The organism is Sessilibacter sp. MAH1 (genome assembly GCF_054658315.1).
In genome coordinates this window covers 1-15,993 of record NZ_BAAGIC010000015.1, presented here as the reverse complement: position 1 = coordinate 15,993, position 15,993 = coordinate 1, and the positions used below count along the sequence as shown (strand labels likewise).

The following is a 15,993-nucleotide window of genomic DNA, read 5'->3' as shown; positions in this document are numbered from 1 at the left end:
CTCAATGAGTTACCTTGCTGACATGATTCGCAATATCTTTTCTTTCAAACGCTGTTGTTAACGGCCCAAATGCGCACAAGGCATTTCAATGAAACCAATCCAATTAATCTTAATTATTTTGTTCATGGCAACATTGAGTGCTTGCGGCTGGCACCTGCGTGGCAGTGTCGCACTGCCAGAAACCTTACAGACCATCAGCTTAACCCAACAAAACATTGATCCAGTGTTAAGCCAAACCATTCGCCGTAACTTTGAAGCCAACAATATTCAATTTGCAACTTTAGAGTACGCCTCCTACGCATTGACGCTGTCCGATCAAAAAGAAGAACGTCGTGTGTCTGCGGTAAGTTCCGACGGCCTTGCCGAGCGCATTAGCTTATCGATTTCGGTTAATTTTTTACTGCAAGATAAAGAAGGCCTGACTATTGGTAAACCCAGCGTAATTACCGTAAGCCGAAGCTACGGCTTTGATCGACAAAATGTCGCCGGTAAAAATGCCGAAGAACAGTTGGTGAAAACCGAATTGAGAAATGAATTGGCGCAGCAAATTTTACGACGCTATCGCTTTGTTGCCTTAAATCGTGAAAATGATCCGCAAGAAGAATCAGCGCCGGTAGAAACATTAAATCCCGCTAACGCTTCGCAATAAATTGAAAGGAACTCTGATTAAATCATGGTTGAGTTAATCGGAAGTTTCTAGATACAAAAACGTTAGATAATTTAAGGTAAACGTTAGAGCACCCCAAAGCTAATGGCAAAAATTCGCGCCGATCAACTCTCTAGACACATCGCCAAGCAGTTGTCGCCAATGTATTGCATTTTTGGCGATGAACCACTGCTCAAACAAGAGGCCTGCGACGAAATTCGCAACCAAGCCTTTCAACAAGGTTATACCGAGCGTGAGAAATATTATTCCGATGCTAGCTTAGATTGGAACGAAGTCTTTGCCAGTGCGGCAAATTTGTCGTTGTTTGCTGAACGCAAATTCATTGAAATTCATCTACACACCAGCAAAATCAGTGAGCAAGGGGCAAAAATGCTTTTGCAATATTGCCAAGCTCCGCCAGAAGACACCTTGTTGCTAATTACTGCCCCCAAACTGGATGCCAGCGCACAAAAAGCCAAATGGTTTAAAGCACTAGAAAACAACGGCGATACGGTTCAGATTTGGCCAATTACTTCAGAACAACTGCCCGATTGGATCAACACACGCCTGAGACAAAAAAAACTCAATGCGTCTTCAGAAGCCATAGAAATGCTTGCCGCCAAGGTGGAAGGTAATCTACTGGCTGCCAAACAAGAAATCGAAAAACTCGTATTATTGGCCGCAAAAGACGGCTTAATATCCACCGATTTAATGGCCGCAGCGGTCGGTGACAGCGCTCGGTACGACGTGTTTGGTTTGGTGGATAAAGCACTTTCGAACAAAACAGAAGCCGCGTTAAAAACACTGCAAGGTCTTAAAAGCGAAGGCACCGAACCCATCATTATTTTGTGGGCACTAACCCGAGAAATACGCACTCTCGCGAGCATTAGCGAAGCGGTGAATAAGGGTCAACCTATTTCTCAGGCGTTGAAGGCCAACCGTATCTGGGATAAGCGCGCACCGCTAATTCAATCAGCACTGCAACGCTTGTCGTACAAACATTTAATGCATTTACTCAGAAAAGCCAACGGTATTGATCGCGCGGTAAAAGGCTTACGTAAAGCCTCGCCTTGGGACGAACTCACCGATTTGGTACTGCATTTATCGGGTGTTATTACCCTGCCACCCAGCTTAGATTTAATTGCGCTGCAATAAAGATTGTCGGAATAAAGAAAGGGAAACTCTGATTTACCTAGAGTTTCTAACGGCACAAGGATGTATCGCTAATTTCAAGAACGGTCAGTGACTGAAATTGTGAAGAAGTTAGAAATCGCGTTGTCAATTTCTGCTCTCTGATTAAATCATGGATGAATTAATCAGAGATTCCAAAGCTTTGTTAACTCAAAACTTTCTTTATTTACCGCATAATTATTCGTGCGATTTATTGATCACAGCCTGGTAAAACTGTTTTGCTGTTCTGGCACTGTTGGTACCACGTGTTCTGGCAAATAATTTTGCCTGCGTATGAATATCGTCTCTGTCACAAGCGCCCTCGGCAATCGATTCTGCAAACAACACATCGATCATGTCTAAATATTCTTGCCAGGTAATTGGATAGAAAGATAACCACAAACCAAATCGATCCGCTAACGATAACTTTTCTTCAACGGTATCGGAATAGTGAACTTCTGGATCTGCCATTCTCGCCGATAAGGTTTCTTGATTATCGCGTTGGGTTTGCGGGATAAGATGCCGACGATTGGAAGTTGCGTACAGCAAGACGTTTTCGGGCGGTAACTCAATCGACCCTTCTAAAACACTTTTTAAATGCTTGTAGGTATTTTCATCAGCGTCAAAGGAAAGATCGTCGCAAAACACAATAAAGCGATATTTACTGTCCATGATTTGATCGACAATCTCCGGTAAATCAACCAAGTCTGCCTTATCAATCTCGATAACACGTAAACCTTGATCGGCGTATTGATTGAGCAATGCTTTTACCAGACTGGACTTACCCGTGCCGCGAGCTCCCCACAGCAAAGCATTATTGGCCGGTTTTCCTGCTAAAAAACGCTCGGTATTTTCAATAATCAGAGATTTTTGACGTTCGATTTTTTTCAGATGATCCAGCGAAATAGCATCTAAGCGAGTAACCGGTTTTAAATAACCACGCTTGGGTCGCCAAATGGCGGCTTTGTGAAGATTCCAGTCGAGCGTACTTGGCGCTTGTGTCATAGAGTAATCCAACTACTTGGTATTTTGGTTAATGGAACGTCTTTTTTGCAGCAGTGAAGCCTGCGTTAATAAAACGTTTTATTAACCGTACATTATTTATTGCCTGAACTTCGAATTTATTGCCTGAACTCCGAATTTATTGCCTGAACTCCGAATTTATTGCCTGAGCTCCGAGAACAGTCGCTTGAAGTCGTTCATCAGAAATTCCAGAATTCTGTCGCTAGACTAGGATACCAAAAACGGCGAAAAGAAAGGCAAGAATAAATACCGCGAAATAATCTACAACTGGCAAAGATAAGCAACGCGTGGATCGGTTTTACCTGCCATCAATTGGCGATACGCCCACCTAACATCTTCCGGGCCGGAAAGCAGAGTTGGCGCTAACCAGTTCGAAAACGCCTCGCACACAATCACCGAATGTTCTTGATAGCGTTGCACCAGATTACAAATATCGGAATTAGCACGAGCAGCACTGTAATAATCTCGACCATCAAAAAACTCGCCTTCAGGCAGGGACAAATGATTTTGAGCATCACTCATGGCCAAGATTTCATCGGCGGCAGATTCTAAGTTACTCATGCTGTACACATAACCCAGTTTTTGCTTGAGATAAAAATGCAGCATGCCTAATACTTGCAAATTACCAGTAAAATCAATCAACGTACCCTTAGACAATTGAATTTCACGCAAATTAGGGTAATTAAAAACATCGTCAAAATAATCTAGCTTTTTGACGTGATTTAAATGATGGGTAGAGGTTAAACCAATAATTTTCGGAATTTTATTTTTGTAGGTGTACGTCCGCCAATATTTTAAAATAAAAGCCAAGGCCAACGCAGATTTACTGGCCGCACCGGTAAAAATAAGGGTGTCGGCGTTTTTAAAATTTTCCGATCGCAATGTTTCAGCCAGCGCAAAAACGGTTTTTAAAATGGGCGATAAAAACAAATGAATTTCTGGAATTACAAATTCTTCGAAGGAATATACTGCGTTATCTGCGTTTTCGGGCTGGCCACCAAACACGTGTGATCGAGACGTCATTAACACCCGAGAAGCTTCAGATTCTGAAGCCGTTACCATCGATGTAAAATGCTCGCCCGCAAAGTATTCCTCCGGTTGGGCAAAAATATCAAACCCAGACAAGTTGGTTGATGCAGTTGAACTGCCTGAAAATAACGAATATTCATCGGCAATAACGCTGTAATCACTGCCAATAAAATATCGCGACATGGGAAACCAGCCATAAAAACCTTGGCCAACCGTAAATGCCCGATGATGGGAATCGATAATCTCTGCGTATCCCCAAACTTTTAATTCTTGATCTCGGGAAGATAAAACCGAAGATTTAGCAAGTGACGATTCTAAGCGTCGGAGATTATTACCAGAAAACGCAAAACGTTCGATCTTTGCTAAAAATTGCCCCTGACTCGAATAACGACGCGCAGCAATGTTTTCATTAAAAACACTGAGGTCTGTGGGTTTGTCCACATTTAATTTAAGAGCAATATTATGCATGAAAATAAGTGTAAGTTTTTCCCGCGATTTAGGGTTATCGATTCAGCATAATCGATCTAGCGTAACCAAGGTCTTTGATATACAGCGTACAAAATAACAAAAAGCGTGTGTGATCAACATAAATTCAATAGCGAATTTACAAAAATCTACTTTCTTTAAACCTATCTTCTTACCTGTGTAGAGCCGTTTCCAGCAATCCCAGCTTATATAAGAAGAGCCGCGGGATTATTTGTAAAACATCACCCAGTGGTAAAAAGAATTTCATTAAAACGAGCGTCGATAAATACGTATTGCCACAGCTTTAATCTTCTACAAAAAATCTTCTGCCATCTATTCTTTAAAACACGCTATCAGTGTTCACAAACTGCTTGGTTCACACTCTGCTTGGTTCACACTCTGCCTGGTTCACACTCTGCTTGGTTCACAACCCGCTTTCACGACTAATAATAGTCCCAACCTACGCGTACAACCGCAAATGGATATTGAAAAGCCGTCTCGACACGCGAGCGGTATAGGTAGTAAACCCTTTCTTCACAATCGGTGTCCTTAATTATATCTCTAGATTCAGATTCGGGAATCGGCTGTCGTTTAAACAAGTCTTCAAAAGTCTTCTAACTTGCCTATAAAGACAAGATTACGGCTGTTGAGTGTACAAACGTTTTACATACGAACCCAAATAACACTGAGAAGTCAGAGATATTTCATTTATCAAAGAAAATGAATATTGGGACAAATTTAGGACAAATGTTCGATAACGATACTGAATGAGCCTGTATTTGCTTAACAAATAAACAGACCCTATTACGATCTTAACTGACTTGTACGATCTTAACTGCCTTGCTTTATCGGTCGTTACATGACCAATTTTAGAATGAACAACACTGAGAAACTTTATGACTCTTGCTATCCGCTTATCATCCTTAGCGCAGCCGCGTAAGCTTACCAAGCTCGCCGCCGCCTGCTTAATCGCCACATTAGTTGGCTGCGAAAGTAATCACTCAACCGAAGTTTACCAACCGCAAGCATCCGGCATTACTCTCTCTGCGATGGATACCAGTGTTCGCCCCCAAGACGACTTCTTCCGCTTTGTGAACGGTCAGTGGCTGGATAACACAGAAATTCCTTCCGATCGCTCAAGTTATGGCACCTTCTCGGTTCTTCGAGACCAATCAGAGAAAGACGTAAAAGCCATTTTGGAAGATTTGGTTGCAAATGGCAGCACCGACTTGAACACAGAAGAGGGAAAAGTTCGAGCCTTGTATTCGAGCTTTTTGGATCTAGAAACCGTTAACGCCTTGGGCGCCGAACCCTATCTTAAAATTGCCAAAGATATTGATGCCATCAACTCCAAACAAGCGCTGTTAAACTATATCACTCAGCCTTGGATGATGGGCGAGATTTCACCCATTGGCATTTACGTTGATTCCGACAAGAGCGATCCAACCCGCTATGCGCCTTATTTGTATCAGTCAGGTTTATCGCTGCCAGATCGTGACTACTACTTTGACGAGTCTGAAAAAGGCCAAGGTATTCTTGAAGCCTATCAAGCTCACGTTAGCAAAATGCTGGAACTTGCCGGTTTCACAGCGCCGCAAGCCAGCGCCGAGCGTGTAATTGCCTTTGAAAGTAAATTGGCAGAAGGTCACTGGACCAAAGTAGAAAGCCGCGATGCCGTTAAAACCTACAACCCTACCGCTCTAACCGCTTTAAGCAGCGAGTACAAAGGCTTTGACTGGCCCAAGTTATTAGCCAATACCGGCATCAAAAACACCGACAACCTAGTGGTTATTCAGCCGTCGTATCTCTCGCATTTTATCGATACCTTTGAGACCGCATCGCTTGAAGAGTGGAAGCTCTATCTAAAATGGCGCACACTCACTCACATTTCGAGTTATTTGAGCGAACCCTTTGCCGATGAAAACTTTAACTTCTTTGGCAAAACTCTATACGGCACAGAAGAACAACGCCCACGCTGGAAACGCGCGGTCGCATTCACCGGCCAAACTCTCGGTGAGGCCATCGGTAAAATTTACGTGAAAGAACACTTCCCGCCGGAAGCCAAAACTCGCATGATTACGTTGGTAGAGAACCTACGTGAAGCCTATCGAGAAAGTATTTTACAGCTCGATTGGATGACCGACGAAACCAAAGAACAAGCCATTAAAAAACTGAATAAATTCAGACCTAAAATTGGTTATCCAGACGAGTGGAAAGATTATTCGTCATTGAAAGTTAGCAACAATTTGGTGGAAAACTACATTTCTGCCAACAATTTCGATTTTATGGATGGCATCAGCAAACTGGGCGGCCCAATTAACCCCAACGAATGGTTTATTTCACCACAAACCGTCAACGCCTATTACCACCCCATCAAAAACGAAATCGTTTTCCCTGCAGCAATTTTACAGCCGCCGTTTTTTGATCTAGAAGCCGACGACGCCATTAACTACGGCGCCATTGGTGGTGTTATTGGCCACGAAATGGGCCACGGCTTTGATGATCAGGGTTCACGTTACAACGGTGACGGCGCTTTAGAAAACTGGTGGTCAGAAACCGACGCCGAAGCCTTTAAAGAGCGCACCGCGTTACTGGTCAGCCAATACAATGCCTACGAGCCATTAGAAGGATTACACGTTAATGGCGAATTAACCTTAGGGGAAAACATTGGCGATTTAGGCGGCTTAACCATAGCGCATAAAGCTTATGAGTTATCGCTTAATGGTAAAACACCGCCAGAAATTGACGGCTTTACCGGCGAGCAGCGCTTTTTTATTGGTTGGGCTCAGGCTTTCCGTGGTAAATACACAGATCAAAGCCTAACGGTTCTGGTTAAAACCAATCCGCACAGCCCTTATCAATATCGCGTTAATGGTGTGGTTAAAAACATGCCTGAGTTTGACGAAGCCTTTGGTGTAGAAAAAGACGATGGCCTATTTTTACCGAAAGAAGAACAGGTAAAAATTTGGTAATCAACACGAATTACTCTTGATAAAGCTATTAAAGCCACCTTATATAAGGTGGCTTTTTTGTCTGGAATTATTCTCTTCTCTTCTCTTCTCTTCTCTTCTCTTCTCTTCTCTTCTCTTCTCTTCTCTTCTCTTCTCTTCTCTTCTCATCACATTATCATTCCGATATTAGAAAATTCCTTTTAAAAATAGTCATAAATAGGAATACTAATTTTGAACAGCCTTTTAATAGCCGTAATTAACCACCTCGTATTCACGTACTTTTGCGCAACAATCTCACTGCAATAATTATCTGAAAAAATCTTATCGCTCACGAGAGCCTAGGATTCACTCCTCCGTAATTTAACCGGAGGCTTGTGCACACAAACGTATCACTCCCAACATCAATTAGATTAATTGCGCATTATCGAACTTTCTAAATAGCCCAGAGAAGCCGACGGCATACACACGCATTATTTGCTTATATAAAAATTAATTATGGATATTTTGAAGAGTTGCTTACTCTCATTTTAGCTGGCGCTAAAATTAAGCTGCAACAAAACAAATAAAACTCTTTAAAAAATAAAATAACACCATTATTTTCACAAAATTTTCACAAACCAGATAATGTTAAAACATAAATTTACACACAATACTTATTAGAAATTAATCATAAAACAACAGCGACATCACAACCCGAACCAATCATTGCTTATACTAATCGTTCATCATTGCATACAAGCTACGAATTATAATTCCAAAAACTTACAACATAAAAATAGACCACAGCAAGCAAAATTAATCTAAAAAAATTCAGCAGAAATAAATATTTAATACACAAACTTTTGAAAAATACAACAGTCTCTGTTAAGACGATTTAACACTTCAAATTAACTGATTTTATCAAATCTTTTATATCAGCCATTTTTTTGACTAAAACTGAAAAATAAAGCTCAAACATTCAGCAATTCCAATAAAAACGCTAATTAAATATTTACTTAATCAAGCTATTTTTTCTCGAAAATTCTACCGTGACTTTCCTCTATTAATTCTTGTGATAGCATTCTTTTCACTCAATAGAAATTATTGGGCGTTCAATAAAATTGAAAACTCACTTCTATGCGAAAGACATAAAATAAAGGAATTAAAAATAAATAATACAAGGATTGTCTTGAATTTATTTACCAAATCACTCAGCAAAAAATTTTTATTTTTTTGTCACCTAATGGATAGATAAAAGGATCTACACAAATGGCTACAGATAAAAATCAAGAGACAGAAGCAACAACCGAAACTTCTCGTCGCGACTTTTTAAAGCTAGGCGCAACTTCAGGTGCAGCAATTGCCGCAGGAGCGGCTCTTGGTGCTAACACCGCAAAAGCCGATGATTTCAATCCATTCCAGTTTGAACAATCCAGCCCTTTGGGCAATCGAGCTCTTCGTGCTGCCGAAATTAAAATCCGCGCAGCAAACCAACAGTTTGCCGAAACACTGCGTTTGCCAACTCAGTTCGATAATAACGATGAACGTCGTTACGCCGACGAAAACTACTACGCAAACTATTCAAAATGCTTGCCTTGTAATACGTTTGGTGAAGTAGATCCAATTTCTTACCGCCAATTGCAACGGGCCATGCGTACCGGCGCAGAAGCCGATTTCCAAGCAATTGTTCTTGATTCTTCATCTGATCGCGGTCTAGTTTCTCCGCAAGCAGCGTTTAAATACGAACTCTCCGGTCTTGATAACCACGCAACTCGCATCAATGCGTCGCACACTTTTCGTAGCCCAGATATCGCCGGTGAAATGGCTGAAGTCTACTGGCAAGCAGTTACTCGTGATGTGCCTTTCATCGACTATGATACCGACGAACTTACCAACGCCGCTGTTGCCGACTTAAATAGCTTCACAGTAACACCAGGCTCGTTTAATAACGGCGCGACAACTACCGCTAACCTTTTCCGTGGAGAAACCGCAGGCGACTTGGTTGGCCCTTATGTTTCTCAGTTACTGTTAAAAGACTTCAGTTACGGATCGGTCGATGTCGTGCAGCGTTACCAAAAAGGCGTTGAAGGCGTTAACTTTATGGTTGACGAAGCCAACTGGTTAAACGTACAAAAAGGTGCAACACCGAACGAGACACTAGAGTTCGATCCTATCAAACGCTACATCTACAACGCCCGCTCCATGGCTGAATACGTGCACCGCGACCTTACCTTCTCAGCCTACATACAAGCTGCCTTGGTAATGATGTCTTACGGCCCAGACGCGATTGAACAAAACTTCCCATACTTGTCGGGCGGTAATCAAGAAGCCTTCGCAACCTTCGGTGCACCTTATATTCTCGACCTAGTAGCTCGTGCGGGTAACCTAGCCTTAACCGGCGCATGGTTCCATAAATGGCGTGTAAACCGCTTCCTACGCCCTGAAGCTTACGCAGGTCGCGTTAACTTTATGATGAAAGGCCAGCGTACTTACGAATTGCACACGGACATTTTAGAATCTGATGTAGTCTCTCGCTTGATGAGCGCCAACGGTACCGCATTGTGTCCACAAGCCTTTACCGAAGGTTCTCCAACCCACCCATCGTTCCCAGCCGGTCACGCCTGTTACTCCGGCGCCTGTGCCACTGTGTTAAAAGCGTTGTTTAATGAAAGCTTCGTAATTCCAAACCCAGTACAGGCGAACAATACCGGAGAGAGTTTGCTAGCCTACACCGGCAGTGACAACCTAACTTTAGGCGGCGAAATCAATAAGCTCGCTAACAACATCGCTCTTGGTCGTGATGGCGCAGGTGTTCACTACCGTCAAGACGGTGTACAAGGTTTATTGGTTGGCGAGCAACAAGCCATTACCCTGCTGAGAGACTCTTCGGTATTAGTTAACGAAGACCAATTCGGCGGCTTTACACTAACCAAGTTCGACGGCACTCGAATCCTGATTCAAAACGGACAAGTTATTGCTCTTTAATGTAAAATTATCGAGTAAAGGAAACTCTGATTAAACTAGAGTTTCTAGCGACACAAGGATGTGTCGCCAATTTCAAGAACGGTAAGTGATTGAAATTGTGAAGAAATTGGAAATCGCATTTTCAATTTCTGTCCTCTGGTTAAATCATGGATGAGTTAATCAGAGGCTCCTAAATAAATCTTGAGTTTTTACAGTGAAATTGGCCTAACTCAACAAGCCAATTAAAGGTCGAAAAACAAGAGCCACAAAAAAAGCCAGATCAATGATCTGGCTTTTTTATAAGTCGCAAAAAATTAAAACGGCACAACAATAAATAAAACATCCTCGCGATCGGGCCAATTAGTGCAATTATGCGATCCATGCACCTCTACCGATTTATTTTGCGAGGCCGCAGCCAAAACAGCTGCATAAAATGCCTTACCGCTCTCAGTTGTAAGATCAATTGCCCATTCTTGTAAATCTTGAGCGCAACTAGGCGCTTCATTGTGAGTCTCGGTTTTTATAAAAACACGATCACCAACATGGGGTTGAATTGTAAGAATCTTTGCTAAACCCGAATAACCCGCCGATGCATTTACAGACACAAAGCAAGCTAAACATGCAATAGCAATGTTTCTAAAAATCTTCATAATGCTTCTCTATAAATAATTCACGAACTAAAAAAAGCTTTCTTGAATCGCAAGAAAATCCACTTCACAGGTGTCATTGGATGAGAACGCTCTGACTTTTCTGCCAGCGATATAAGCAGAAAAGGCAATGGATACAAACTGATCCAACGCCTCTGGCGAATGTAAACTGTGCGTGATATTAGCAACGCCGTTACAATCAGGCACATTTTGATAGGTAGCAGAATCCGAAAAATAAAGGCGGGTAACTTTGCTGTTAGCGTAATCGTACACCTTGATTCCCTCTAGAGTACCAAAGGCAATATTTTCAGCAAAAGCTGACCAAGACAGCACAGAAGTCAAACCTAACGCCAATCCTAAAAATAATTTCTTCATAAAAATCCCAATAAACCTGAATATTATTTAACCCGAACAATCGAATACCGGATTGAATTTTGGCGGTTTTAATAGAGAATTAATATCGCAAGAAATTATTAAAAATAGAGAACTAAAGTATTAATTTAGAAAACGTAGAAAATTTCTATATACAAGAGTGATTAGAGATTACTCTCGCAATCGATAATACATTCTGTCCTGTCACCTAAGATATAAAGCACACTGAAAGTATCGAAGTAATCATACAACCGCTCCACACCTTCCCAAGACAGTTCTTCGTAATTATTTAAACCCTGAAAAGTATAGGTGACAGCAATAAGTCCATATTCGCTGGTTAATTCCACCAACTCATCAGATTTCGTTAAATAATCGGCATACCCAAGCTCACCATCGTAACCGTCCTTTTGGGGATCAAATAAAACTTTAAGACAACCACAATTTTTGCAAAGCAAACTTACAGGCGGGAGATCAAAAAAGGTTTCTTTTTTGAAAATAAAGCCAGATTTCTCTTTGAATCGATACCCAAAAACTTTAAAAAAGTACCGGTACACTTGCACATTACAGACTTATGAAAATATTCTTTACCATCAAATTCAGGGTCAGAAGGAGTCACGTCACAGGTATGAAATTTTCTAAACAGCGCGGAATACTTTTTTTAATTTATTCAATACATCCATCGAATTACCTACCCTGCTCGAAAACGCTAGATTTAAATCCGTCAAATGACTATTTCTCTGAGATATAAATTAATCCGCAAACAGTAGTAATAACACCGATAGAGTCACTACGGAACCCAGCGTTGAAAATAATACGCTGCGCGATACGAGTGCTGCGTCGCGCCGGTAAAATTCGGCGAGCATGTAGGGGCCTGTTCCTGTGGGAAGTGCGCTCAGTAACACGGCAGATTTTGCCCAGAGATTTGGCAGTTTAAAAATGTGATAGGCAAGCACCCAGGCAATCATGGGGTGAATAATGAGTTTTATAAAAACAATTGAAGCTGTGCCGGATACAGCTTTGGGTTGTTTGTGGGCGAGAAAAAGTCCTAAAGAAACAAGAGCACAAGGTGTTGTAGCGCTGCCTAATAAGGTTAGAAATTGCAGTACCGAAGGCGCAACGCCAACTTGGGTGGTATTCCAAAAAATGCCCAGAAATGGGCTCACCACCAGTGGATTTTTAATCAACGCTAGGGCTACTTTTTTTACGGCTAAAATAAAAGACGCTTCGTTTTGGATGGCAATTTCAATGCAAACAACCGCCACCGAAAATAACACGCACACCACAAGCAGCGTTGAGATTAATGCGGGCTGTAAACCTTCTTCACCAAAGACTAATAAACACAGTGGAATACCCACATAACCGAAATTTGCGTAAGCAGCGCTTAAGCCATCGATACTGGCGTCGGCGGTTGCGACCTTACAGAACTTTCGATACACAAGCGTTGCCGCAAACACCAGCATCATGGGAATGGTGATCACCAAAATAAATTCCGGCTGCCATAGATCTGCGTAGTTGGCGCTTGCCGTGGCTTTAAATAACAGCGCCGGTAAACACAACCACACCACAAAACGATTTAGCTCGGATGCGGAATTTTCACCCAGAAAATTAAGCTTACGAAACAAAAAGCCGATGAAGATCAACGCAAAGATCGGCAAAAGTGTATTAACAACCGCAGACATAACATCACCCATTCAGAATCTATCTAGAGTAAAGCTGAGCGATACTTGCGTCTAATGCAATTTATAGGATTTGGTGGTGATTGAAACACAACACCAATAAGAGCTGAGAAAACCCTAATACTTTAGGAACCTCTGATTAACTCATCCTTGATTTAATCAGAGGACAGAAATTGAAAATGTGATTTCCAATTTCTTCACAATTTCAATCACTTACAGTTCTTGAAATTGACGACACATCCTTGTGTCGCGAGAAACTCTAGGTTAATCAGAATTTCCTTTATATAAAAGAAATATAAATTAGCCAAATACAAGTCTTGTTATCCCTGAACCTTCAGAAATACAAGGAGTGGCCACTAATTTGAAATAAGGTAAGTCATTGAAATCATTAAAAATCAAAAATCATATATTCAATTTTTTCATTTTGATCAAATCATTAATGAGTTAATCAGTGGTTCTTAAAGTTTGTTCTTACAAGCAGTAACACAACGGCACTGCCCAAGTTTTGTAAATTAGAAATCAGCAACCTAAATTTCAATCTTAAAGAACCTGCACTTAATCCAGAGTTTTCTATACTGAAGAATCCGTAGATGACAAATTGCATTACGCCCTATGTATTCACACTTTCACTTTAAACAAAGCACTCATGTATTGATCCAGTGTTTAACGGAGATATAAATGCAGCTCAATCTCGACTTATTGTGGATCTTAACCGCTGCAATACTGGTCATGTTTATGCAAGCCGGGTTCACCATGCTGGAGTCGGGCTTGGTGCGCGCCAAAAACAGTTACAACGTTGCCATTAAAAATGTCACCGACTTCCTTATTTCCGTTATGGGTTTTTGGTTTATTGGCTTCGGTTTAATGTTTGGTCATAGCAGCAACGGCTGGTTTGCGTTTAGTGGCTTTGCCGGTGCTGAAACCAGCACACCTCGGCAAATTGCCTTGTTCGTCTTCCAAGCAACCTTTGTCGGCACAGCTGCCACCATTGTTGCCGGAGCTATAGCCGAGCGCGCCCGATTTAACGCCTATATTATTGGCTCTTTATTAGTAAGTTGTTTTATCTACCCAATCTCTGGTCACTGGGCCTGGGGCAGCGCGTTTGGTTCAGAAACACAAGGCTGGTTAGAAGCAAAAGGCTTTGTCGATTTCGCCGGTTCCTCTGTGGTTCACAGTGTCGGTGGTTGGATCGCACTAGCAGCTGCAATAGTGCTGGGGCCAAGAATCGGTCGCTACGATGAAGATGGCAAACCACAGCCGATTCCCGGTCACAATCTGGTACTGGCAACCCTCGGTGTATTCATTTTGTTTTTAGGATGGTTTGGATTCAACGGCGGCAGCGCTTTAACAGCCGACGCATCCATTCCTCACCTGGTGCTTAACACCATACTCGCCGGTTCCACCGGTGGACTGGTCGCTATTGTCATTTCTATGATCGCTAACAAGCGCAAAGTCAGTGTTGAAGACACTCTGTTTGGAGTACTCGCTGGCTTGGTCAGTATTACCGCAGGCTGTGCGGTGCTGTCACCGAATATGGCTATTGTCGCGGCGGCAATTGGCGCTGTAGTTGTTTACGCCTTTGATCGATTCTTAACCTACGTTGTGAAAATCGATGATCCGGTCAACGCAATTTCGGTACACGCCGGTGCTGGCGCTTGGGGCACCATTGCTGTTGCTCTAGCGTCACCGGATGTACTGCCAACGGGCAGCCAATTTGCTCAGCTGTTGGTGCAATTGCAAGGTGTTGGTGTTTATTTTCTCTGGGCGTTCGGTACCGGATTAGTCATGTATGGCGCACTGCATTTTTTCCGTGATTTACGAGTCACGCCAGATGAAGAGCAGCTTGGTTTAAATGTTAGCGAACACGGCGCAAAAACCGTGTGGCTCGACACAATGCGTACCATGAAGGACATTATCGAAAAAAAAAACCTGAGCCTTAGAGCCCCCGTCGAAAACGGCACTGAGGCCGGTGAAACTGCCATTGCTTTTAATATTTTATTGGACGAGTTCGAAAGCAGTATCGAACGAATGCATCATGTTGGTCAGGTTGCTCAAGACACCGTCTCGAATATATCGGACCAATCTTTTGATGCCGAACAATCCAGCCTGTTACAACGCGACAGCTCAGAACGCATATTGCAACTTATGAAAGGGCTGTTAGAACAGTCTCAAGACATGCAAAACCAAGCTAACAAAGGTATGGTAGAAGCGTTAGAGGCGAAAGGATTTATTGAGACCAACGTTAATAAAATCCAAGAATTAACCGAAGATGTCACCAACCTTAACGAAAAACTCAATCACGCCAGCGAACAAGCAACCACTCTATCAAGCAAGGTAGAATCTATTACCGATGTGGTCGATTTAATTCAATCCATTGCCGATCAGACCAATTTATTAGCCCTTAACGCCGCCATTGAAGCTGCACGTGCCGGTGAACACGGTAGAGGTTTTGCGGTGGTCTCCGATGAAGTTCGACAGCTGGCACAGAAAACCCGAGGCGCTACCGAAAGAATTCTTACACAAATTTTGGAGCTGCAAGATGAAAGCAGTAAAACGGCGACGGCGTTAAGAAATTACGCCGGTGACGCCAGTGAATCCGCAGAAGAAGCCCAACACGCCCGCGAATCTCTGAACAAAATTATTGATAGTGTTAATGCTTTAGAAACGCTCAGCCAAACCGTTGCGGATTCCTGCCAAAACCAATATACGCAGGTTAGCTTCATGCAAGACCAAATCGCCAGTGTTTCTAAAATCAGCGAAAACAATTACGACATTAGCCAAAACATTAAAAAGAGCAGTGAATTATTAAAGAACGAAATGTTTCAATTTAAAAAAGAAATTTCATCCTTTACCAAAACAGAATTCAGCTCAGATGAAACTAGACGCTATCAAAGTCGTGACAAGCCTGTAGAAGTTGAACAGAAATTTGGTGATATTGAATTATTCTAAAAGAACGTCTGAATAAATCATAAAAGTGTTAATCAGACATTCTTATAATTCGCGGTTTCAGATAATAAGTGCAATTGGTAGTTGAGAGGCCAGCTGGTAGAGTCAGCACCTCTCCCGACCAA

General features: G+C 42.2%; 11 protein-coding genes. 5 read left to right on the top strand and 6 right to left on the bottom strand.

The annotated features are described in order from the left end of the window. The first annotated feature begins 88 nt into the window (after nt 1–88). Together ACYQ28_RS14415 and holA are read left to right on the top strand one after the other, a co-directional pair. Complete coding sequence (locus ACYQ28_RS14415; RefSeq protein WP_460051379.1) at nt 89–649, top strand: LPS-assembly lipoprotein LptE; 561 nt, start codon at nt 89–91, stop codon at nt 647–649. 102 nt (nt 650–751) lie between these two features. Next, nucleotides 752–1,801 (top strand): DNA polymerase III subunit delta, encoded by a 1,050-nt coding sequence (holA, locus tag ACYQ28_RS14410; RefSeq protein WP_460051380.1) that lies wholly within the window; start codon nt 752–754, stop codon nt 1,799–1,801. Between the two features lie 213 nt (nt 1,802–2,014). Here the strand turns inward: holA and ACYQ28_RS14405 are convergent, their stop codons facing one another. Both ACYQ28_RS14405 and ACYQ28_RS14400 read right to left on the bottom strand, forming a co-directional pair. Then, nucleotides 2,015–2,821 (bottom strand): ATP-binding protein, encoded by an 807-nt coding sequence (locus ACYQ28_RS14405; RefSeq protein ID WP_460051382.1) that lies wholly within the window; start codon nt 2,819–2,821, stop codon nt 2,015–2,017. A 279-nt stretch (nt 2,822–3,100) separates the two neighbouring features. Continuing rightward, on the bottom strand, nt 3,101–4,336 hold the full coding sequence (locus ACYQ28_RS14400; RefSeq protein ID WP_460051383.1) for a DUF2855 family protein: 1,236 nt from the start codon (nt 4,334–4,336) through the stop codon (nt 3,101–3,103). 893 nt (nt 4,337–5,229) lie between these two features. On the opposite strand from ACYQ28_RS14400, the gene ACYQ28_RS14395 reads away from it, so the two are divergent. Continuing rightward, nucleotides 5,230–7,305, top strand: a complete 2,076-nt coding sequence (locus tag ACYQ28_RS14395) for a M13 family metallopeptidase (protein WP_460051385.1) — start codon at nt 5,230–5,232, stop codon at nt 7,303–7,305. 1,227 nt (nt 7,306–8,532) lie between these two features. Continuing rightward, the gene (locus tag ACYQ28_RS14390) at nt 8,533–10,248 is read left to right on the top strand and encodes a vanadium-dependent haloperoxidase (RefSeq protein WP_460051386.1); all 1,716 of its coding nucleotides are present in this window, start codon (nt 8,533–8,535) and stop codon (nt 10,246–10,248) included. A 293-nt stretch (nt 10,249–10,541) separates the two neighbouring features. On the opposite strand, the gene ACYQ28_RS14385 is transcribed toward ACYQ28_RS14390, so the two are convergent. The 4 genes from ACYQ28_RS14385 to ACYQ28_RS14370 all read right to left on the bottom strand — a co-directional run bounded on the left by ACYQ28_RS14385 (nt 10,542) and on the right by ACYQ28_RS14370 (nt 12,925). After that, nucleotides 10,542–10,877: a hypothetical protein gene (locus tag ACYQ28_RS14385; RefSeq protein ID WP_460051388.1), complete on the bottom strand. Its 336-nt coding sequence runs from the start codon at nt 10,875–10,877 to the stop codon at nt 10,542–10,544. Between the two features lie 27 nt (nt 10,878–10,904). Beyond that, on the bottom strand, nt 10,905–11,249 hold the full coding sequence (locus ACYQ28_RS14380; RefSeq protein WP_460051390.1) for a hypothetical protein: 345 nt from the start codon (nt 11,247–11,249) through the stop codon (nt 10,905–10,907). Between the two features lie 161 nt (nt 11,250–11,410). Then, entirely contained in the window at nt 11,411–11,701 is a 291-nt protein-coding gene (locus ACYQ28_RS14375) for a hypothetical protein (RefSeq protein WP_460051391.1), read from the bottom strand. 294 nt (nt 11,702–11,995) lie between these two features. Beyond that, on the bottom strand, nt 11,996–12,925 hold the full coding sequence (locus ACYQ28_RS14370) for an AEC family transporter (RefSeq protein ID WP_460051393.1): 930 nt from the start codon (nt 12,923–12,925) through the stop codon (nt 11,996–11,998). 675 nt (nt 12,926–13,600) lie between these two features. Here ACYQ28_RS14370 and amt point away from each other — a divergent pair. Next, nucleotides 13,601–15,871, top strand: a complete 2,271-nt coding sequence (gene amt / locus ACYQ28_RS14365; protein WP_460051395.1) for an ammonium transporter — start codon at nt 13,601–13,603, stop codon at nt 15,869–15,871. The last annotated feature ends 122 nt before the right edge of the window (nt 15,872–15,993 follow it).

What these genes read in the sequence shown, in the direction of transcription:
- ACYQ28_RS14415 (WP_460051379.1), top strand. Translation starts at nt 89, where the DNA reads ATGAAACCAATCCAATTAATCTTAATTATTTTGTTCATGGCAACATTG.
- holA (WP_460051380.1), top strand. Translation starts at nt 752, where the DNA reads ATGGCAAAAATTCGCGCCGATCAACTCTCTAGACACATCGCCAAGCAG.
- ACYQ28_RS14405 (WP_460051382.1), bottom strand. Translation starts at nt 2,821, where the DNA reads ATGACACAAGCGCCAAGTACGCTCGACTGGAATCTTCACAAAGCCGCC.
- ACYQ28_RS14400 (WP_460051383.1), bottom strand. Translation starts at nt 4,336, where the DNA reads ATGCATAATATTGCTCTTAAATTAAATGTGGACAAACCCACAGACCTC.
- ACYQ28_RS14395 (WP_460051385.1), top strand. Translation starts at nt 5,230, where the DNA reads ATGACTCTTGCTATCCGCTTATCATCCTTAGCGCAGCCGCGTAAGCTT.
- ACYQ28_RS14390 (WP_460051386.1), top strand. Translation starts at nt 8,533, where the DNA reads ATGGCTACAGATAAAAATCAAGAGACAGAAGCAACAACCGAAACTTCT.
- ACYQ28_RS14385 (WP_460051388.1), bottom strand. Translation starts at nt 10,877, where the DNA reads ATGAAGATTTTTAGAAACATTGCTATTGCATGTTTAGCTTGCTTTGTG.
- ACYQ28_RS14380 (WP_460051390.1), bottom strand. Translation starts at nt 11,249, where the DNA reads ATGAAGAAATTATTTTTAGGATTGGCGTTAGGTTTGACTTCTGTGCTG.
- ACYQ28_RS14370 (WP_460051393.1), bottom strand. Translation starts at nt 12,925, where the DNA reads ATGTCTGCGGTTGTTAATACACTTTTGCCGATCTTTGCGTTGATCTTC.
- amt (WP_460051395.1), top strand. Translation starts at nt 13,601, where the DNA reads ATGCAGCTCAATCTCGACTTATTGTGGATCTTAACCGCTGCAATACTG.